This is a genomic window from Faecalicoccus sp. (assembly GCF_036552745.1).
Classification (GTDB): Bacteria; Bacillota_I; Bacilli_A; order Erysipelotrichales; family Erysipelotrichaceae; genus Faecalicoccus.
Map to the genome: position 1 here is coordinate 1 of NZ_JAXKBY010000067.1, position 19011 is coordinate 19011.

Here is a 19011-nt window from a genome sequence, read left to right on the forward strand (position 1 = left end):
ATATTTTTCCGTGCTTTCTGCTCCGTTACCGGCTATTTCAAACAACATGGTATCCCATTCATCTATGGCAGTCACAATACAAACCTTGTGACTGTTGATTCCCCGCTTATGTTTGCGGTTCGTATCTGTTTTTGATTTGCCGCGGACCTTACTTATCCGGGGCATATTCTTAGCTTTCATACCTTTCAGATTGATACCGGTAAATGTACTGTCAATCTTAACGATTCCTTTTAAAGGAGTATTCCGGATATGGGCTCCAATCGCTGCATAAAGTTTATGACGCATATGAAAACAGGTCGTTTTACTTTTTCCTGTAGCCACAACCTCCTGTTCCAGTGTCATCTGATTGAGTTCGCAGGCAATAAAGGTGGTCCATGTATGATAATGGCTTCTTGTATGAGAAAAAATGGTATTTGTTGTATCACTGAATATTTTTCCGCAATTTCTGCAAAGATACTTTTGCCTGTGTTTTTTGTTAAATCCATTTTTCACAAAATGAAAAGATCCACAGTGCGGACAACGGGACACAGTAGATTCAATATTTTCTGAATTTGTTGTATCCAGAGTTATTTTGTCGCTTGTCAGTTTATAAATGAAGGCTTGAATGAATTCGAGTTCTACTGGTTTTAGATGGTTCAAGAATGTTTCGTTGATCATAGGGAATCTCCTTTATATATCAAAGAATATCCCTGAATCTGACGCTATTCATGTTGAATCATCAACTTTTTAGTTGAATTTAGCGAGAAAAATTAATATTTTCTACAGTATCTGTAAAGAAACCACCTATATGATGATACAAAGGGGTGATTGAATGAACCATGTTTTGTTGATGTTGGAAAAATCGGCCAAACAAGTTCCGAATAAGATTGCAGTGATTGAAGAGGAAAAAAGTTGTACCTATCTACAGCTGCAAAGGTCTTCGAAAGCTGTCGCAAGTTATTTGATACAGAATTTTATACAACAGGAACCGGTTATTGTATTTATGGATAAAGGTATTATGGCATTATACGCTTTCTTTGGAAGTGCCTATGCACAAAACTTTTATTCTTTGTTGAACCCGGAATTTCCGGAATCTCGTTTAGAGCAGATACAAAGTGTATTGCAGGCAAGGATCGTATTGACAATAGCTTCCTATGAAGAAAAGGCAAAACTCATTTTTAAAGGGGCCAAGATTGTTGTCTTAGAAACGATTCTTTCTACTGATGTAGAGGAATCTTCGATTCAGAAGTTGATACAGAATACGATCGATACGGATCCTTTATATGTAAATTTTACTTCCGGCTCTACCGGTGTTCCTAAAGGCGTATTGATTTCGCATGGATCGGTGATTGATTTTATCGAGTCCTTTGTTAAGACGTTTTCGATACAGGAAGATGAGCGTTTTGGAAATCAGGCACCTTTTGACTTTGATGTATCTGTAAAAGATATTTATTCCTGTCTATATGCCGGTGCTACTTTGGTCATCATACCAAGAACTTATTTTTCTAAGCCAACCGCTTTGATCGATTATCTTTGTGATAAAGAAGTCACAACGATGGTATGGGCAGTATCGGCTTTAAGTCTGATCTGCGCTTTTCATGGTTTGGATTATAAAATTCCTGATACGGTACGAAAGATCCTGTTTAGTGGAGAGGTCATGCCGCTAAAACATTATCAATCATGGAAGAATGCTTTGCCCGATGCACTATTTGTAAACTTGTATGGACCTACGGAGATTACCTGCAACTGCACATATCATATTTTAGATCCAGAGCGTACCTATGAGCAGGGAATTCCCATCGGACAGGCTTTTGAAAACAAAGGTGTGTTTTTATTGGATGAGCAAGATCATGAAATTATAGAACCAAATCAGACCGGAGAACTGTGTGTAAAAGGAAGAGGCTTAGCGTTGGGGTATTATCGAAATGAAGTACAAACACAGGCTCACTTTACCTCCAATCCACTTCAAAAGGCCTATGAGGAAAGAATTTATCGTACCGGTGATCTGGCATATCGAGATGAATCCGGTGAATATTATTTTAAAGGTCGAAAGGATTATCAGATCAAATATTTGGGACATCGAATTGAATTGGAAGAAATTGAAAAAAGAGCACTTCGCATAGAGGGAGTTGAACAGTGTATCTGTCTTTTTGACGATGTGAAACATCGCTTGTATGGATTTTATACCGGTACGCTTTCCAAGGAAGATTTTGTGACTTGTTTAAAAAAGGATTTACCGGCTTACATGGTGCCTACTCGTCTGTTTCCTGTTGAGTCTATGCCTTTGACAAAGAATGGAAAGACGGATCGAAAAGCATTATTTGAACTGACGAAAGGAAAAAGAAGATGATACAGGAAGAAAGAGTTTGGAAACTGGTATCGAAATACGGAACACCATTTTATGGCTTTGATGCGGATGTATTAAGCAAAAGAGTGAACTATCTAAAAGCATCACTGCCGGAAAATGTCGAACTGTGCTATGCGGCAAAGGCAAATTCCTTTATATTAAAACTTTTGGAGAAAAAAGTAACTCATTTTGAAATTTGTTCGCCCGGTGAATTTCATATTTGTAAGAAATTGCAGATATCCAACCGACAGATCGTATTATCCGGAGTTTATAAAAATAAAGAGGATATCGAAGAAATCTTTATTGATAAAGAAGAACTTCCTATTATGACAATTGAATCTTTTGAACAGTATAAGTTGATACAGGAACTGGCGGATATTTATCAAAGAGATGTGTCGGTACTTTTACGATTGACCAGCGGCAATCAGTTTGGCTTGGATAAAGATGTATTAGAAGAAATTCTGGTTCGTTGCCGATCCTCTCGTTTACATGTATTGGGTATTCAATACTTTTCAGGAACACAGAAATATTCACAAAAACGCGTATTGAAAGAATTGGATCTGTTGGAAGAATTATTGGCAGAGTTAAAAGAGATGGATTTTGAACCGGAATTATTAGAATATGGTCCGGGCTTTCCGGTTGATTATTTCTCTTCCATGAAGTTTGAAGAGAATGAACATCTTCAGTTCTTTTCTGAAGCTATCAAACGGTTTGGAAACTTAAAGATCGTATTAGAACTGGGAAGAAGCATTGCGGCAAGCTGTGGTTTTTACGTGACACAGGTAGTCGATACCAAAACGAATCGAAATCAAAATTATGCGCTGGTTGATGGCGGCATTCATCATCTTGTCTATTATGGGCAGGGCATGGCGATGAAGCAACCACCTTTTCGCTTTCTGAATCAAAAGGATCAGCCGGAAGAAAACTGGAATATATGTGGTGCCTTATGTACGATCAACGATATCTTGATGAAACAGGTGCGTCTGCCTAAACCGCAGATAGGAGATCTTTTTGTGTTTGAAAATACAGGAGCTTACTGTCCCACGGAGGGCATGTCATTATTCTTGACAAGAGATTTACCGGCCGTAGTCATCGTGAATGAAAAAGAAGAATTGATGGTGCGCGATCATACGAGCGTTGTTTCGCTCAATGCACCAAAACTAAAGTAAAGGAGCTAAAAACATGGAAACAATTATGGAGATTTTACAGGAGATCCAACCGGATCTGGATTGCACAAGAGAGGATTTGATCGATGGACATTTGCTGGATTCATTAGCCATCTTATCGTTGGTTGCGGAATTGGAAGATGCCTTCGATCTGATGATTCCGGCAGTTGAGATCACACCGGATAATTTTAATTCAGTCAAACGGATGAAAGCCATGGTCGATCGTTTGCTTGAGGAGGAATAGGATTGGAATCTTATTTCACAGTGATGTTTGCCTTTTTCTTTTTGCCGGTGACAATGTTTGTCTATCAATTGTTTCCGGCAAGGAAAAGGTGGATCGTTTTATTGGTTGCCAGTTTGATTTTTTTCTGGTCCATAAGTGGCAGCTTGATTTTATTTGTTATTCTATCCGGCTTTATGATCCATTATTTTGGATTATGGATGGAAAATATCGATCTTCAATGCAGTTCGCATAAAGAAGCGCAAAAGAAAAAAAGAGGTGTTTTAGTTTTTGCGATTTGTATGCACATTGGAATTCTTGTGCTTTGTAAGTATACGGGATTCCTTTTAGGGAATATCAACTCGCTTTTTGTATGGCTTAACATCCCGATATTGATACAGGTACCGAAAATAGGATTGCCAATCGGAATATCTTTTTACAGCCTGCAGGCTGTATCGTATTGCGTGGATGTATATCGACAAAAGATCACAGCGGATCACAATCCACTTCGTTTATTATTGTTTCTGGTTTTCTTTCCTACGATCATGGAAGGACCGATTTGTCGCTATGAACAGACAGCCTATTCTTTATGGGAAGGGAAATCAATATCGTATTCATCCTTAACATTTGGCACACAGCGAATCTTGTGGGGCGTTTTTAAAAAGCTGGTGATTGCCGATCGATTGAATCCAATGGTCAATGAATTGTTCACCAATTATCAAAATTACAGTGGTGGTATGGTATGTATTGCGATGGTGACCTATACGCTTCAACTCTATATGGATTTCTCGGGAACCATGGATGTTGTGATCGGTACGGCAGAAATCTTCGGTGTTCATCTACCGGAAAATTTCAGACAGCCATTCTTTTCCAAAAGTATTGCCGAATTCTGGCAGCGCTGGCACATTACCTTGGGGACATGGTTTAAAGACTATGTGTTTTATCCGGTTTCCATGTCTAAAATGGCTAAAAAAATAACACGGAAGACAAAGAAAAAATTAGGGTATTACTATGCACCTTTGGTAGCCGGTTCCATCGCATTGTTTGCGGTCTGGATCTGTAATGGATTATGGCATGGCTCAGGCTGGCACTTTATCTTTTTTGGGCTGTATCACTTTTTCTTTATTTTGATGGGAAATTTAATGCTTCCGCTGCTGCGAAAGTATCATCTGCAGTTTAATCATGGATTTTTGCGATATTTGGCTATGATTCGAACAACGATTTTGGTATGTATCGGTGAATTGATCTTCCGAGCCGATGGACTTCGTATTGCGCTGGCAATGATTAAAAAGATGTTCGTTGATTTTCAATTTGAATCTTTGAATGCCCAAATGCTCGCAACATTACACATTGATATGCAGGATATTCTATTGGTTTGTGTTTCTGTATTGATCGTATTTGTGATCAGTGTATGTAAAGAAAAGAATGTACAGATTCGTAAAAAAGTGGCTTCCGGTCCCATTGTTTTTCGCTGGACACTTTACTATACTTTGATTTTTGCGGTGATCCTGTTTGGTGCTTATGGAACAGGGTATGTTCCGGTGGATCCTATGTATGCAAGCTACTAAGGAAGGAGTACAGCTATGTCAGAAAAATGGAATAGAATCGGCCGTATCTTTCTTTTCTTTTTGATCTTTTTTACGCTGGTATGGTATGGTTCCCGCATTGTTGAACCAAAAGACAATTTGGATCAATTTGGCATGAAAGATGTTTCGGCTAATGGTATCTTAAGCGAACGTAAAGATTCAATCGATGTATTATTTTTAGGAGATAGTTTGGTATATTCTTCCATCTCACCTATGGCGATGTATGAAAAAGAAGGATTTACCAGTTATTTGTGTTCGACACCGGCACAACCTTTGTATTACACAAAAAGTTTGTTGGAAAGAACACTGCAAAATCAATCGCCAAAGCTTGTTGTTTTAGAAGCAGATACATTCTTCCGGGATTTTTTGGCGACCGATCCTGCTGTCGAGAAAATAAAAGAGCTATTCCCTTTGTTTGAATATCATGACCGGTGGAAAAATCTTCAGGCACAGGATTGGACAGGGGATGTACATTATACTTACAACAATATTTTAAAGGGGTTTCGCATCAATCGTGAAATTAAGCCGGTGCAAAAGATAGAATCTTACATGGATGATCACAAAAAGGGTGAAAGTATTTCGGTACTCAACCGATGGGTTTTAGATTCCATCGTGCAGATGTGTAAAGAAAAAGGCTGTCAGCTTCTTATCTATAGCACGCCAAGCTATAAAAATTGGAACTGGAAACGTCATGATGCGGTGCAAACCTATTGTGATGATAACCAAATCCCGTATTTGGATTTGAATACAGAAACAAAATCGTTGTCAATCGACTGGAAAGAAGATACGCGCGACCAGGGCGATCATCTAAATTACGAAGGGGCTATGAAGGTCACAAAATATATGGAAGAATACTTGAAAAAACATTATGATCTAGAGGATCATCGTCAAGATGAACAATATCAGTCATGGAATGATTCTTTAGTCAATTATAATAAAACGATAGAGGATAGGAAATGATGCGCATTGGTTGTGATATCGTACAGATCCAACGCATACGACCTTCATTAGCTCATAAAATCTTAAGTGAAAACGAACAACGAATATATCAAACCTTGAAAGAAAAACGCGCCATTGAATTTCTTGCGGGGCATTTTGCGGCAAAAGAAGCCGTTTTTAAGACATTGGATAAACCTGTCGATTTTAAAGATATAGAAATCACCTATGATCAAATTGGAAGGCCAATCTGCAATATTGAGAATGTACAAATCAGCATTTCTCATGAAAAAGAATATGCCATGGCTGTAGCTTTACGAGTTTTTCTATAGCTTTTATCAGAAATCGAGATATACTATTAGAAAATAAAGTGAGGTGGAAATCATGCCTTATAAAATAATGATTGCCGAAGATGATGCGGACATTGCTGAACTCATTTCCCTGTATTTGGAAAACGATGATTTTCAGGTCGTACTGGCACAAAATGGCAAAGAAGCCTTGGAATTGTTTGAAAAGATGGACATCGATCTTTTGATCGTTGATCTGATGATGCCGGAACTCAACGGGTATGAAACGATTCGCAAGATTCGAGAAGTCTCTAAGATACCGATTTTGATCTTATCGGCCAAAAGTATGAATCAAGATAAAGTGTTGGGATTGGGGATCGGTGCCGATATGTACATGACAAAACCCTTTGATGCTTTAGAACTTGTAGCTCAGGTCAAGGCAATGATTCGAAGAAGCTATCGTTTTTCGACTTCAGGACAGGAGCCGAGTTCTTTCTTTTTGAAACGAGGCGATCTGGTTTATGACCCGGAAAAAATGTGTTTAAAAAAAGCGGGAAAAGAAATCTCTTTGACAGCCTATGAGCTCAAGCTTTTAGTTGCCATGATGAAAGCACCGGGACGTGTCTTTACCAAGCTGCAGCTGTATCAAGTCATCAGCCGTGATTTTTGTCAGGCGGATGAAGATACCATCATGGTTCATATTTCCCGTATTCGTTCTAAGATCGAAGAGGATCCTTCTAAGCCAAAATATATAAAGACAGTTCGTGGGCTGGGATACAGGTTCGATGATGAAGATGTTTAAAAAATGGTACAGCGTAACCGGCTTATTGGCTGTTTTGTTATTGATTTATACGACCAGTCTTTTGATTTATCGTGCTGTTTTTGAATCCATGGAAACACAGAGAATGTTGAATGCTTTCCCTGATTTATGGAGCGTGGTAGAAGATACCGAATTATTAAAACAAGAACGATACGAAGAAATTCCCATTCATCAATTTCCTCACAGTGCGTTTATCGTATTTGATGCGAAAAATAGAAGTGTTGTCTATGCATCGGATGAAAAGATCCTGCAGAATATCTATTATGATGATCTGGAATTTATCAATGATTTTTCGACAAACCGATATTTTAATGTATCCAAAATTATAAACAAAGACCAAACGCCTTTATACATTATCAGCCAGGAAGGTTATGATGAAGAAGATTCTATGAATGCGATCTATGATCTCTGTGTATTGAACAGTCAATATGAAATCGTAGAAGGAAATTTGTTCTCAGACCGCAAAAGTCTGAATAAAAGAGAGTTAAACTTCCTACAGGGAATTTATGATAAAAAGATGAAAGTGGAAAAGTATACTTATTCCAATACAGCCGGAGAAAAGCGTGTACTGGTGTTTGTATCGCCGACAATGACAGAACCAGCCTACCATCGAATTGTAGAAGATAATGGAAAACGTCAGATTTATTCCTTTCCTATTTTTCTATTTATCGTATTGGTACAGATTCTGTTGTTTAAATATGTTGTGAAACGTTCTTTTTTGCCGTTTCAAAAGGCAATTGTGCGATATCGTGAAAATGCGAATACAAGCTTTGATGAAGGTGCGATTCCTTTAGAACTGCGTCAGACCGCCAGAGAGTTTCAATATACAGTTCAAACCTTGGAAAAAACTAAAAAGGAAAGACAACAGGCACAGCAGGAGAAATATGCTTTGATTTCTGGAATTTCACACGATTTAAAAACACCTTTAACAGTGATTCGGGGTTTTTCGGAAGCTTTACTTGAAGATAAAGTTCCAAAGGAAAAAGAACAGAAATACTTACAAACGATTCATAAACGCTCTTTGATGGCCAATGATCTGGTGGATTCTTTATTTGGTTATATGAAGATCGAACATCCATCGTATCAGCTTCATACGCAGAAAACAGATGTTTGTGAATATACCAAACAGTTCTTTGCGCAAAAGTACCCGGAAATCGTGGCCAAAAAATTTGAATTGGAGATCGATATCCCTGAGCAGCCTTATTATGGAAGAATCGATACCAAGCTGTTTGATAGAGTTCTTGAAAATATCGTAGAAAACAGTCTAAGACATAATCCGGCAGGAACGATTGTGTTTGTGAAGCTGCGACAAAAACAACATAAAATTATCTGGACTTTGGCAGATAATGGCAAAGGCATGAAAGAGGAGGTTCGCAAAAACATTTTTATACCTTTTGTGACCGGTGATGAATCCAGACATGATTTGCATGCCAATGGATTAGGAATGTCTATTGCACAGAAGATTGTAGCCTTGCATCATGGAACGATTATGGTCATGGAAAAGCCGCAAAATGGCTATTCTACAGAGTTTTGTATCGAACTGCCGCAGGATGAATGACCGGTTAGCTTATTTGGTGTATAAGCTTTGAATGGCAGAAAATACATATTGGCTGATTTCCTGAGCGGGTTTTTGGTAGGAACTATCTGAAAATACGACAAGTATGTAGTCTTTATATTCGGTATAAATGATGCCGCCATCTAAATAATAGGCATCTGCCCAACCGGATTTATGTGCACATTCTGTACCTTCTGCAAGTCCTGCGACAATTCCGGTATCATCGGCACATCGTTTTATGAGTTCTAACATCTCTTTAGAATAAGATTTCGATACGACATCAGAACGATAGAGAAGCTCTAAAAATTTGGCAACATCTTCCGGGCAAGTCGTATTATTCTTTCCGTCGGAAAAGTAGCCGTCACCGGGAACAAGACCATGATGAATCTCTGTACGCGTAAGACCCAGCTTTTCACAAAAGCTATTGACCTTATGTGCACCGACAACTCCATCACCATTGCCTAACTTTTGAAGTAAGATGTTGTAGGAGGTATTGTCACTATCTATGATCATGGCTTCTAAATAGGGGTGGCATTCATCGAGGCTTAGATGCCCCTGATCAATTTGTTCATAGACAGTGCCCATGACAAAAATTTTGATGATGGAACATGGATACATATCCAGATCATGAATCAAAAAGCTATCATCAGTATCCAGATCTTTAAAATAGACGGCATTGTTTCCCGGATAGGTATTTAAGATCGATTGAATCTGTGTTTGTAAAGAAGAAATATCTAGTTGTAGTTTTCCGTTTTCATCAAAAACATAGGTAACACCATTTATGGTCACGTCCCCTGTGACCATTTTTCCCTTTTCATCAAAGTAATAGATATCCGATTCAATGGTTTGAAAGGAACTAACCTTCATACATCCATTCTCATCAAAATAGTATTGATCGGAATCGATCGTTTGCAGACCGGTTACCATTTTTCCGTTTTCATCGTAGTAGTAGGTTCCGTTTTCTGTTTCTAAAAAGCCTGTATGCATATAACCTGTATCCTCATTAAAATAATAAAAGTCGTTATCTATTTTCTGCGGTCCGTAAAGCTGCTCATGATTTTTATCAATGTAGATTATATGTGAGGAATCAAAGAGCGAGGCTTGGATAAATCCGGTCTTTTGAGTTTGATCAAAAATGAAAAAAATGCATAAAAAAAAGAAAAGACAGATAACCAGGCCGGAGAAAAGAATTAGTTTCTTCGTTGATTTATTTAAATTTGCCATCAAATGCATAGACGATTCACACCTTTTACGTTATTATAAAGCAAAATGACTAGTTTTTAAACTGTAATGAAAAGAGGGTTATATGGAAAAAGTCAAAGGAATTTTAGAAGTATTACCAGATGGTTTCGGCTTTTTGCGGGGAGATAATTATTTATCGACGGAGAACGATGTATATGTTTCACCTTCACAAATCAAATCATTGCGACTTCGTACCGGTGATGTGATCGAAGGAGAGCCAAAAGAGAAAAAAGAAACAGAACGATATCGCGGATTGATGCGTGTGGATCTGATCAATGGCCATACTGTGGAAGAGGCTTTCCGAAGAAAGAGCTTCGAAAGATTGACACCTGTTTTTGCGAATAAAAAGTTTAATTTAGAAACGCCGGATGGTGGGTTGGCGATGCGTATCATCGATTTGTTAGCACCTATTGGTAAAGGACAGCGAGGTCTTATTGTATCACCGCCTAAAGCTGGAAAAACCACTTTATTGAAGAGTGTTGCGAATTCGATCATAAAGAGAACAAGAACGGTGAAGATGATCATTCTTCTAATCGATGAACGGCCGGAAGAAGTTACTGATTTTAAGGATTTTATCAAAGAGCATAAAGCACAGGAGCGAGTGGATGTCATATATTCAACGTTTGATGAACTTCCGGAGCACCATACGCGTGTAGCGGAAATGGTATTAGAAAGAGCGAAACGTCTGGTGGAGCATGGAGAAGATGTAGTTGTCTTGTTAGACAGCATTACTCGTCTTGCCAGAGCGTATAACCTTACTTCACAGACTAGCGGTAGGACATTATCAGGAGGCTTGGATCCTGCCAGCCTTCACTTTCCTAAAAAGTTTTTTGGTGCTGCCAGAAATACACGGGAAAAAGAAGGAGGATCCTTAACCATTTTAGCGACGGCTTTAGTGGATACCGGAAGTAAAATGGATGATGTGATTTATGAGGAGTTTAAAGGAACCGGGAATATGGAGTTGGTTTTAAATCGAAATATTTCCGAACGCCGTATTTTCCCGGCCATTGATATCTTAAAATCAGGAACCCGAAGAGATGATCTGTTATTGTCAAAAGAAGAACAGGAAGCTGTGACTAAAATTCGTAAATCCATTAACAGACTTTCAACAGAAGAGGCGACAGAAAGTGTATTAAATTTGTTTTCAACATATAAAACGAATGAAGTGCTTGTTCAACAAATACTTTCTACAAAGTAATATCAAATAGGGTATTTAAAGTTCTTGCGATACCATTTTCATAAGAAGGTGGGCAGATATAATCTGCCACTTTTTTTGTGTTTTTATCTGAATTACCCATGGCAACTCCAAAACTGGCTTGTTTGATCATAGAAATATCACTAGGAGAATCTCCAAAACACAAATATTCATTTGAATTAAATCCCCATTTTTTCATTAAAGTCGAAATTCCAGTTGCTTTAGTACAATTCTCTACAAAAATATCTGTATTTAATAGTCCGTTTCTAGAAATCTCAATTCCCTTAATGTTTGAGAATAGAGGGATAACATTTCCTGAACTAATTAATGTCAAAAGATAGATTTCTTGCCCACTATATTTTTCTATCCTATTTGTATTCAAATGAAAATGTTGCTTGAACTCGTCAACAATTTTATTGGTTTGCGTAAAGAATTCATATTTTCCAACAGCATAAATAGGTATATTGTGATCGTGAGCAATATTAAAAATCTGATTTAATTTATACGATGACAATACCTTTTTTTGAATCAACTTTTGATTTTTTTCAAAAATAAATTGTCCGTTTGAAGTAATTAATCCATCCCATTCGATATCCCATAGATGAGGAATAGTCATGGTTTCTAATGGGCGGCTACTTGCTATAGCCGCTTTAATCCCTTTATTTTGAATAGAACGAATAATTTTAATAGTAGAACCATGTATTTTCTTATTTTTTAAATCGTATAAAGTTCCATCTATATCAAAAAATGCAGCTTTTAAATTATTTTTATCCATAAAAGTACTATATAAAAAATTTTAAATACCTCAAAGTACATTTTTTGTGGCAACAATTGCTTATCACTGTGTTGTGCAAAAGGATGGTAAATTCTAGTACTCAATTCATAATGACTTTTTCTCATTGACGTATACAATTAAAAATGTAAACAGTGCACGATTTACAATATGAAGAATTGGGGGATTGCGATGGATAAAGATATGATTCAGGATGAGCTATGTGTATTGGATTTAGATGTAAAGTCGCCTGACGAGTTTTTCGAGGTGATAGGTAAAAAAACATTGGAATTGGGTTATACAACCAAAAATTTTATAGAAGGATTAAAGAAAAGGGAAGCGTTGTTTCCGACAGCTTTGCCTACAACTCCAAAACCAATTGCAATTCCTCATTCGGATCCAGAAAACATTGTTAAGCAATTTATTGCCCCTGTAAGACTTAAAAATCCTATTCAATGGCAGGAAATGGCAAATAATGGGCATTTCTTAGAAGTAAAATATGTATTCTTGTTGGGATTTAAAAGAGAAGAAGGGCATGTAGAGTTGTTGCAACTTTTATTGAAAAATGTACAAGATGAAGAATTAATGAATAAACTTCAAAATGCAAAAACAGAAAAAGAATATGTTCAGATTGTACGTTCGATGAAAGGTTTGTCTAATAATTTGTAAAAATTGAGGAGAGTTATAATGAAAAAAGTTATTGTCGCATGCGGAAGTGGTGTTGCCACTAGTCAAACAGTTGCGTCTAAAGTTGGAAGATTGCTACAAAAGCGAAATGTTGATGCAACAGTAGAAGCTGTTGATTTAAAATCTGTAGATCGCTATTTGAAAGATGCGGTTGCTTATATCGCTATTACAAAGGTAACAAAAGAATTTGACATTCCTGTCATTAACGGGATCGCATTTTTAACTGGAATGGGTCAAGATAAAGAGATAGATAGACTTATCAGAGCAATTGAAAATAGTAAATAATAGGAGGCAGTACCATGGAAGCTTTATCGTCAGTTATTAATTACCTGTTGTCTTTAGGAGCTGCAATTTTTGTTCCTATCATTATCATTATTGCTGGTTTAATTGTAAAAATGAAAGTTAAAGATGCCATTTCTTCTGGTATTACATTAGGCGCTGCATTTACTGGTATGACAATGCTAATTGGCTTTATGACAGAGGCTATTACACCAGCTGCACAAGCTATGCTAGAGCATACTGGAATTTCTTTGCCAATTGTTGATGGTGGATGGACTACTATGTCCACAATTTCTTGGTCATGGCCATATGCATTCTTGATGTTCCCATTAATGATTTTAATTAATATCATTATGTTGGTTCTTAAAAAGACAAATACATTTAATGCAGACCTTTGGAACGTTTGGGGGAAAATCTTTACAGCTGTAGGTGTTGTAGCCATTACAAATAGTGTTCCTTTAGCATTCTTAGTAGCAGCTATTCAAATTATTTTTGAATTAAAAACAGCTGATGTTCATCAAAAACGTATCGAAGAATTATCTGGTATTCCTGGCGTGACTTGTACTCATAAGATGGTTTTTTTTGGAGCTTTAATGTATCCAATTGATTGCTTATTAAAAAAGATTCCTGTATTTAATAAGAAAATGGATGCAGCAGCTTTGAAAGATAAAGTAGGTATTTTTGCAGAAAATCATGTTCTGGGATTCATTCTAGGTGTACTTTTTGGCTTACTAGCTGGATATCCAGTGAACGAAACATTAACATTAGCTATTAAATGTGCTACAGCATTAACATTATTCCCTGTTATTACAAAATACTTCATGTCAGCACTATCTCCAATTAGTGAAGCTGTTAGTGATTATATGAATGAACGATTCAAAGGGCGTCAATTACTTGTAGGATTAGATTGGCCATTCTTGGGTGGATCCAATGAAATTTGGCTTGCTGTAATTTGGAGTGTACCAGTTACATTATTATGCTCAATGATTTTGCCAGGAAATAAAATTCTTCCATTTGCCGGAATTATTAACATTGCAGTAGCAGTACCTGCTTATTTAGTTACAAAAGGAAATCTACCAAGAATGTTAATTCTTTGTACATTAGGCGTTCCTGCATTCTTATGGGTCGGAACAGCATTTGCACCATTCATTACAGATTTAGCAAATACAACCGGAGCAGTGGCTTTAAAAGCGGGTGAATTAATTTCTTGCTCAAGTATTGATGGCCCAGTATTTACATATGCTTTCTCGCAAGTATTTGATCTAATTACAGGAAACTTTATTCCTCTAATTGTATTAATTGTTTGGTTAGTTTGCTTCGTTTTCTATTATCGCGCATTATCAAAAGAAAATGCCAATGTAGAAGGAAAAGAGGAGTAAAATGTCATTTACCAATATGGATGGGCATTTCATTGTAGATGCTTTAATCCAAACTATACAAAATAATAAACAATATTTGAGTGATATAGATGGTGCTATCGGTGATGGTGATCATGGCATCAATATGAATAAAGGTGTCAGTATTGCTAGAAATGAATTGGATACTGTAGATTATGATTTATCCAAAGGACTCGAAATTTTGACGATGTCTTTAATGGATAAAATTGGGGGCTCTATGGGGCCTTTGTATGGGTCTATTTTTTTAGGGATGCAGAGGGCTATTCATGATAAGAAAACTATTGAAGATGATGACATTGTAGCGATGTTAGTGCAAGGGTATCAAAATTTACAAAACATATCTACGGCTAAGCCAGGAGATAAAACGCTTGTAGATGTCATGGATCCAGCAATTAATGCGTTACAAAATGATTATAATTTGAATCATGATGTTAAATCTGCTTTGATAGCATGCAAAAGTGCTGCCCGTAAGGGGATGGAAAGCACAAAAGATTTAGTCGCTAAAATAGGTAGAGCTTCTCGATTAGGTGAAAAATCAAGGGGACATCAAGATGCTGGTGCTACTTCTTGTTATTTATTGTTAGAAGCTTTTTGTGATACAGCTATTAAGCTAAGCTAGAAAGGAACTTATGCAAAGATTTTATAATGATCCCGACTTAATAGTAGATGATATGTTAAAGGGCTATGTAAAAGCTCATCAAGATCTTGTTCATATTAGTGAAGATAATGATCATGTAGTTGTTACAAACAATAAAATTGAAGGAAAAGTTGGACTAGTCAGTGGCGGAGGAAGTGGACACGAGCCATGCTTTTTAGGATATATTGGCAAAAACATGTTAGATGCAGTCGCTGTAGGCGAAATTTTTTCTTCACCTCCTGCAACAGCTTTTTTACAAGCCTTTAAAGAAGCGGATACTGGAGCCGGTGTCGTCTGTTTGTTTGGGAATTATGCAGGCGATAACATGAATGTCAAAATGGCTGTTCAAATGGCAGCTATGCAAGGTATCATTGTAAAATGTGTAGTTGCTACAGATGATATTGCAAGTTCGCCAAAAGGACAAGAATCAAACAGGCATGGTATTGCAGGGAATGCATTGGTTTGGAAAATGGCAGGAGCTTTAGCAAGTCAAGGTGCAAGTCTGGATGAGGTTATTGATATAGCTCAAAAAACAGTAGACGCTACTCGAAGTATGTGTGTTGGACTTTCTGCTTGTTCAATTCCATCTGTAGGACATTCAAACTTTGTGATTGAAGATGGAACAATTGAATATGGTATTGGTCATCACGGTGAGCCAGGCATTAAAATAGAAAAAATGCAATCTTCCAAGGATATTGCTTTTCATATGGCAGGCTTACTAGAAAATGATTTAGAACTAAATGAAGATGATGAAGTTGTTGTTATGGTCTCGGGCATGGGAGCAACACCTATAATGGAACAATATGTATTGTTTGACAGTATATCTGATTACTTAAATAGTAAAAATATTAAAATCATTAAAGCATTTGTAGGTAATTATGTCACCTCGCTAGAAATGAATGGAATTGGGGTAACAATTACTAAATTTGATGATCAAATGAAGGAACTCTTGAAGGTTCCTGTAAAGACAACTGGATTAGTAATATAAAAAGGAGTGGTTTACATGGTATTGGATGAAAGAGCTTTAGCATTACTACAATATATTGTGGATAATCCTAATACCAGTGGAAACCAGCTTCAAGAGGAATTTAAGCTATCCAGAAAACAAATCAGTTATTCCCTAGAAAAAGTAAATTATTATTTAGCAGAATTTGGATATCCCAAAATTGAGAGATTGAAGACGGGACGCTTTATTGTTCCTAATTCTGTTGTTAGTTATTTTAAAACTTCATCGGTTGAAATAAATCAATCTCAATTTGTCTATAGTGAATTAGATCGACAAAACTTAATTGTCCTCATTTTGTTGAATCATAGTAGAGAACTTGGCATTTATAATTTTGTTAGTAGTTTACAGGTCAGTAAGAATACAATATTAAAAGATATAAAAAAGATTCAAAAATATTGGGACGAACAAAATGATTTAAAGATTTTATATAACCGAAATAGTGGTTATGCAATTTCTGGAAAAGAATTTGAAAAAAGACGACTTTTGATAAAAATTGTTCGAAATGTTCTTAAAAATGTACAAGGTGAATCAATTCTTCAACACGTACTTGAAATTGATGTTCAACATTTAAACAATATTAAAGAACGAGTCATGAAAGTTGAAAAAGATTTAGAAGTAGAATATACGGATGTTCGAGTACGGGAAATACCATATATTTTGTATTTAGTTCTTAGAAGAGTAGAAAGAGATAGGCATTTAGACGTTTTGCCAGAAAGTTATCTTCACATAGCAGGTACTAATGAATATGGCGTAGTCATGGATGTGTTTGAAGATTATAAAATTGGGAATGCATATGATCGACTGTATATGGTTTCTTTGTTTCAAGCATCGAGCACGAATATGATATCAGATTTATCTTTGGAACTAGAAAAGGATCTTGTTTCTATTGTGAATCAAGTATTGAAGAATTATGAAAGCCTAGTTAATTATGAGTTTTCTGATTTCTCTGGCCTGAGAGAGCTATTAATACAGCATTGTAAACCTGCCATTTATAGGATGTTGTATGGCTATCATATTGAATCGAACATATTGGAAATGATTCTTCCTCAACATGCATATCTTCATGAAATAACAAGACAGTCTATTAAGCCTTTGGAAGAATATATTGGCAAAAAAATATCTGATGAAGAATTAGCATATGTAACCATTATATTTGGTGGTTGGATGACTAAAGAGGGTGCTTTAGAAACTATTGAAGGTAAAAAGAAAGCTATCGTTGTTTGTACAAATGGTGTTTCTATTTCAAACTATCTTTTTATAAATTTAAGAGAATCTTTTCCAGAATTTGAATTCTCTAATGCGATGTCGTTAAGAGGATTTGAGGAATATACAGAGCAATATGATTTAGTGTTTACGACAATTCCTTTAAAAACAGAGATACCACAATTTATAGTACGGCCCATTATGGATAGCTTAGAGATTGAACATTTAAGAACAAAAGTACTTAGTCAAATCAGAGAGAGTAGCCCTTCTAAAATCAAAATAAATTTATTGATGGATATTATCGACAGATATGCTGATGTATCGGATCAAAAAGGATTAGAGACAGCATTAAATCATTATTTTGATGATAGATTGGGAGCATCTGCAAGTATTTCCATGATAAATCAAAAAAATATAGAACTTTCCGATTTGCTAACTGAAGAAACAATCATTTTTACAGATGAAAATTTAAATTGGATGGATGCTATTGAGATGGCATCTAAGCCATTATTTAATCAAGGCTATATAGAAAGAAGATATGTAGATCGAATAATTGAAGAAGTAAAGACGGAAAAGCCGTTTTGGAATATTGCGAAAAATGTGATTATTGCACATGCAGGGATTGAAGATGGTGTAAATCATTTAGGTATGAGTATGCTAAAAAGCTCAAAACCTATAGTGTTTCATGAAAATATGAGTGGTGATATTTTAATCATTTTGGCAACAAAGGATTATAAGGAACACCTTTCAGCCCTGTATAGATTAATTGATATAACAGAAAATGAAAAACTTTCTGATAAATTTCACAACAGTAAAAATATAGAAGACATTAGAGAATTGATATTGAAGGAGGATTAGTTATGCTAGAAGTATTGAAAAGAGACGTATGTGAGATTGCAAAAAGAGCTCAAAGGGATGGATTGTGTAAACATAAATCCGGTAATTTTTCCGCAAGAGATAAAGAAACTGGATATGTTGTGATAACTCCTACAGGAATGGATAGAGAAGTACTTACTCCAAGAGACATGATCGTAATGGATATGAATGCCAATGTAATTGAGAATTTATCTGGGCTAAAACCAACAAGTGAATCTTTAATGCATCTAAAAATTTACGAAACTCGTCCTGATGCTCTGGCAATTGCACATACACACTCTATGTATGCAACGAGTTTTGCAGTATTACGTAAACCAATTCCTGCAATTGTCTATGAAGTAGCCAACTTAGGTTTAACAAAGGCAAGAGTTCCAGTAGCTGAATATGGAAGACCTGGTACACCAGCTTTGGCTGATAGTGTTATTGAACCATGTAAAGAAGCAGAATGCTTTTTAATGGAAAAACATGGAGTAGTTGCTTTTGATAGTAATAATGTATATGAAGCATATTTAAAAGCTTCTTATGTTGAAGAATTGGCTCAACTATATTTCAATGCACTTACGATTAATAGCGGTAAAGAACCGGAATTCTTTGCACAGGAAGAACTTCAAAAATGGGAGTATCCAAAAGAAATTAAGTTTTTAAAATAATTAAGGAGATTAACTATTAGAAATCAAGTGAAAAATCAAAAATTTTAAAAAGACATGACAAAAAGACCTAACAAAAGGTCGATTGAAAAAATTATGGTCTATAAGAAAATGGCTACCTCATTTTCTTAGGATCATAATCAACATTGTTCTTCTCTAAAAAGAAGATGATAC

Annotated in this window: 19 protein-coding genes; 16 read left to right on the forward strand and 3 right to left on the reverse strand. The window is 36.1% G+C overall.

All coding sequences use genetic code 11. From position 1 onward, the window contains the following. A partial coding sequence (locus tag U0M88_RS03235) for an IS1/IS1595 family N-terminal zinc-binding domain-containing protein (RefSeq protein ID WP_442902229.1) occupies positions 1 to 657 on the reverse strand: 657 nt, incomplete at its 3' end. Between the two features lie 154 nt (positions 658 to 811). On the opposite strand from U0M88_RS03235, the gene U0M88_RS03240 reads away from it, so the two are divergent. Genes U0M88_RS03240 through U0M88_RS03275 form a run of 8 tightly spaced genes read left to right on the forward strand, consistent with a single transcriptional unit; the run spans position 812 to position 8899 of the window. Further along, positions 812 to 2329, forward strand: coding sequence for an amino acid adenylation domain-containing protein (locus U0M88_RS03240; protein ID WP_331868889.1), 1518 nt, complete (start codon positions 812 to 814; stop codon positions 2327 to 2329). Then, a complete protein-coding gene (locus U0M88_RS03245) occupies positions 2326 to 3495 on the forward strand; it encodes a diaminopimelate decarboxylase family protein (RefSeq protein ID WP_331868890.1) in 1170 nt (389 codons plus the stop codon). The genes U0M88_RS03240 and U0M88_RS03245 overlap by 4 nt, the downstream gene beginning before the upstream one ends. A gap of 13 nt (positions 3496 to 3508) precedes the next feature. Next, positions 3509 to 3736, forward strand: a complete 228-nt coding sequence (locus U0M88_RS03250) for a phosphopantetheine-binding protein (RefSeq protein ID WP_168966738.1) — start codon at positions 3509 to 3511, stop codon at positions 3734 to 3736. Positions 3737 to 3738: 2 nt separating this feature from the next. Next, entirely contained in the window at positions 3739 to 5280 is a 1542-nt protein-coding gene (locus tag U0M88_RS03255; protein WP_331868891.1) for an MBOAT family O-acyltransferase, read from the forward strand. Positions 5281 to 5295: 15 nt separating this feature from the next. After that, positions 5296 to 6258, forward strand: a complete 963-nt coding sequence (locus tag U0M88_RS03260) for a hypothetical protein (RefSeq protein ID WP_168966736.1) — start codon at positions 5296 to 5298, stop codon at positions 6256 to 6258. Continuing rightward, positions 6255 to 6566 carry a holo-ACP synthase gene (acpS, locus tag U0M88_RS03265; RefSeq protein WP_168966734.1) on the forward strand — a complete coding sequence of 104 codons (312 nt, stop codon included), beginning with the start codon at positions 6255 to 6257 and terminating at the stop codon, positions 6564 to 6566. The genes U0M88_RS03260 and acpS overlap by 4 nt, the downstream gene beginning before the upstream one ends. A gap of 52 nt (positions 6567 to 6618) precedes the next feature. Next, on the forward strand, positions 6619 to 7323 hold the full coding sequence (locus U0M88_RS03270) for a response regulator transcription factor (RefSeq protein ID WP_117447107.1): 705 nt from the start codon (positions 6619 to 6621) through the stop codon (positions 7321 to 7323). Next, positions 7286 to 8899: a sensor histidine kinase gene (locus U0M88_RS03275; RefSeq protein ID WP_331868892.1), complete on the forward strand. Its 1614-nt coding sequence runs from the start codon at positions 7286 to 7288 to the stop codon at positions 8897 to 8899. Before U0M88_RS03270 ends, U0M88_RS03275 begins: the two co-directional genes overlap by 38 nt. Positions 8900 to 8908: 9 nt before the next feature. Here the strand turns inward: U0M88_RS03275 and U0M88_RS03280 are convergent, their stop codons facing one another. Beyond that, positions 8909 to 10129 (reverse strand): serine hydrolase, encoded by a 1221-nt coding sequence (locus U0M88_RS03280; protein ID WP_331868893.1) that lies wholly within the window; start codon positions 10127 to 10129, stop codon positions 8909 to 8911. Positions 10130 to 10202: 73 nt separating this feature from the next. Between U0M88_RS03280 and rho the strand changes: the two genes are divergently transcribed. Continuing rightward, positions 10203 to 11336, forward strand: a complete 1134-nt coding sequence (rho, locus tag U0M88_RS03285; RefSeq protein ID WP_331868894.1) for a transcription termination factor Rho — start codon at positions 10203 to 10205, stop codon at positions 11334 to 11336. On the opposite strand, the gene U0M88_RS03290 is transcribed toward rho, so the two are convergent. Next, the gene (locus U0M88_RS03290) at positions 11326 to 12108 is read right to left on the reverse strand and encodes a Cof-type HAD-IIB family hydrolase (RefSeq protein ID WP_331868895.1); all 783 of its coding nucleotides are present in this window, start codon (positions 12106 to 12108) and stop codon (positions 11326 to 11328) included. The genes rho and U0M88_RS03290 overlap by 11 nt on opposite strands. 189 nt (positions 12109 to 12297) lie before the next feature. Here U0M88_RS03290 and U0M88_RS03295 point away from each other — a divergent pair, with 189 nt between their 5' ends. The 7 genes from U0M88_RS03295 to U0M88_RS03325 are packed head-to-tail and all read left to right on the forward strand — an operon-like array spanning position 12298 to position 18840. Then, positions 12298 to 12774 carry a PTS sugar transporter subunit IIA gene (locus U0M88_RS03295; RefSeq protein WP_331868896.1) on the forward strand — a complete coding sequence of 159 codons (477 nt, stop codon included), beginning with the start codon at positions 12298 to 12300 and terminating at the stop codon, positions 12772 to 12774. An 18-nt stretch (positions 12775 to 12792) separates the two neighbouring features. After that, positions 12793 to 13077 carry a PTS sugar transporter subunit IIB gene (locus tag U0M88_RS03300; RefSeq protein ID WP_331868897.1) on the forward strand — a complete coding sequence of 95 codons (285 nt, stop codon included), beginning with the start codon at positions 12793 to 12795 and terminating at the stop codon, positions 13075 to 13077. 14 nt (positions 13078 to 13091) lie between these two features. Continuing rightward, positions 13092 to 14450, forward strand: coding sequence for a PTS galactitol transporter subunit IIC (locus U0M88_RS03305; RefSeq protein WP_331868898.1), 1359 nt, complete (start codon positions 13092 to 13094; stop codon positions 14448 to 14450). A gap of 1 nt (position 14451) precedes the next feature. After that, positions 14452 to 15087, forward strand: a complete 636-nt coding sequence (gene dhaL, locus U0M88_RS03310) for a dihydroxyacetone kinase subunit DhaL (protein WP_331868899.1) — start codon at positions 14452 to 14454, stop codon at positions 15085 to 15087. A 10-nt stretch (positions 15088 to 15097) separates the two neighbouring features. Continuing rightward, a complete protein-coding gene (locus tag U0M88_RS03315) occupies positions 15098 to 16093 on the forward strand; it encodes a dihydroxyacetone kinase subunit DhaK (protein WP_331868900.1) in 996 nt (331 codons plus the stop codon). Between the two features lie 15 nt (positions 16094 to 16108). Continuing rightward, on the forward strand, positions 16109 to 18172 hold the full coding sequence (locus tag U0M88_RS03320) for a BglG family transcription antiterminator (protein WP_331868901.1): 2064 nt from the start codon (positions 16109 to 16111) through the stop codon (positions 18170 to 18172). A 2-nt stretch (positions 18173 to 18174) separates the two neighbouring features. Beyond that, positions 18175 to 18840, forward strand: a complete 666-nt coding sequence (locus U0M88_RS03325) for a class II aldolase/adducin family protein (RefSeq protein WP_331868902.1) — start codon at positions 18175 to 18177, stop codon at positions 18838 to 18840. Positions 18841 to 19011 lie beyond the last annotated feature (171 nt).

Excerpts from the sequence above, each read along its gene's own strand:
- U0M88_RS03240 (WP_331868889.1), top strand. The coding sequence starts at position 812 with ATGAACCATGTTTTGTTGATGTTGGAAAAATCGGCCAAACAAGTTCCG.
- U0M88_RS03245 (WP_331868890.1), top strand. The coding sequence starts at position 2,326 with ATGATACAGGAAGAAAGAGTTTGGAAACTGGTATCGAAATACGGAACA.
- U0M88_RS03250 (WP_168966738.1), top strand. The coding sequence starts at position 3,509 with ATGGAAACAATTATGGAGATTTTACAGGAGATCCAACCGGATCTGGAT.
- U0M88_RS03260 (WP_168966736.1), top strand. The coding sequence starts at position 5,296 with ATGTCAGAAAAATGGAATAGAATCGGCCGTATCTTTCTTTTCTTTTTG.
- acpS (WP_168966734.1), top strand. The coding sequence starts at position 6,255 with ATGATGCGCATTGGTTGTGATATCGTACAGATCCAACGCATACGACCT.
- U0M88_RS03270 (WP_117447107.1), top strand. The coding sequence starts at position 6,619 with ATGCCTTATAAAATAATGATTGCCGAAGATGATGCGGACATTGCTGAA.
- U0M88_RS03280 (WP_331868893.1), bottom strand. The coding sequence starts at position 10,129 with ATGCATTTGATGGCAAATTTAAATAAATCAACGAAGAAACTAATTCTT.
- rho (WP_331868894.1), top strand. The coding sequence starts at position 10,203 with ATGGAAAAAGTCAAAGGAATTTTAGAAGTATTACCAGATGGTTTCGGC.
- U0M88_RS03290 (WP_331868895.1), bottom strand. The coding sequence starts at position 12,108 with ATGGATAAAAATAATTTAAAAGCTGCATTTTTTGATATAGATGGAACT.
- U0M88_RS03295 (WP_331868896.1), top strand. The coding sequence starts at position 12,298 with ATGGATAAAGATATGATTCAGGATGAGCTATGTGTATTGGATTTAGAT.
- U0M88_RS03300 (WP_331868897.1), top strand. The coding sequence starts at position 12,793 with ATGAAAAAAGTTATTGTCGCATGCGGAAGTGGTGTTGCCACTAGTCAA.
- U0M88_RS03305 (WP_331868898.1), top strand. The coding sequence starts at position 13,092 with ATGGAAGCTTTATCGTCAGTTATTAATTACCTGTTGTCTTTAGGAGCT.
- dhaL (WP_331868899.1), top strand. The coding sequence starts at position 14,452 with ATGTCATTTACCAATATGGATGGGCATTTCATTGTAGATGCTTTAATC.
- U0M88_RS03315 (WP_331868900.1), top strand. The coding sequence starts at position 15,098 with ATGCAAAGATTTTATAATGATCCCGACTTAATAGTAGATGATATGTTA.
- U0M88_RS03320 (WP_331868901.1), top strand. The coding sequence starts at position 16,109 with ATGGTATTGGATGAAAGAGCTTTAGCATTACTACAATATATTGTGGAT.
- U0M88_RS03325 (WP_331868902.1), top strand. The coding sequence starts at position 18,175 with ATGCTAGAAGTATTGAAAAGAGACGTATGTGAGATTGCAAAAAGAGCT.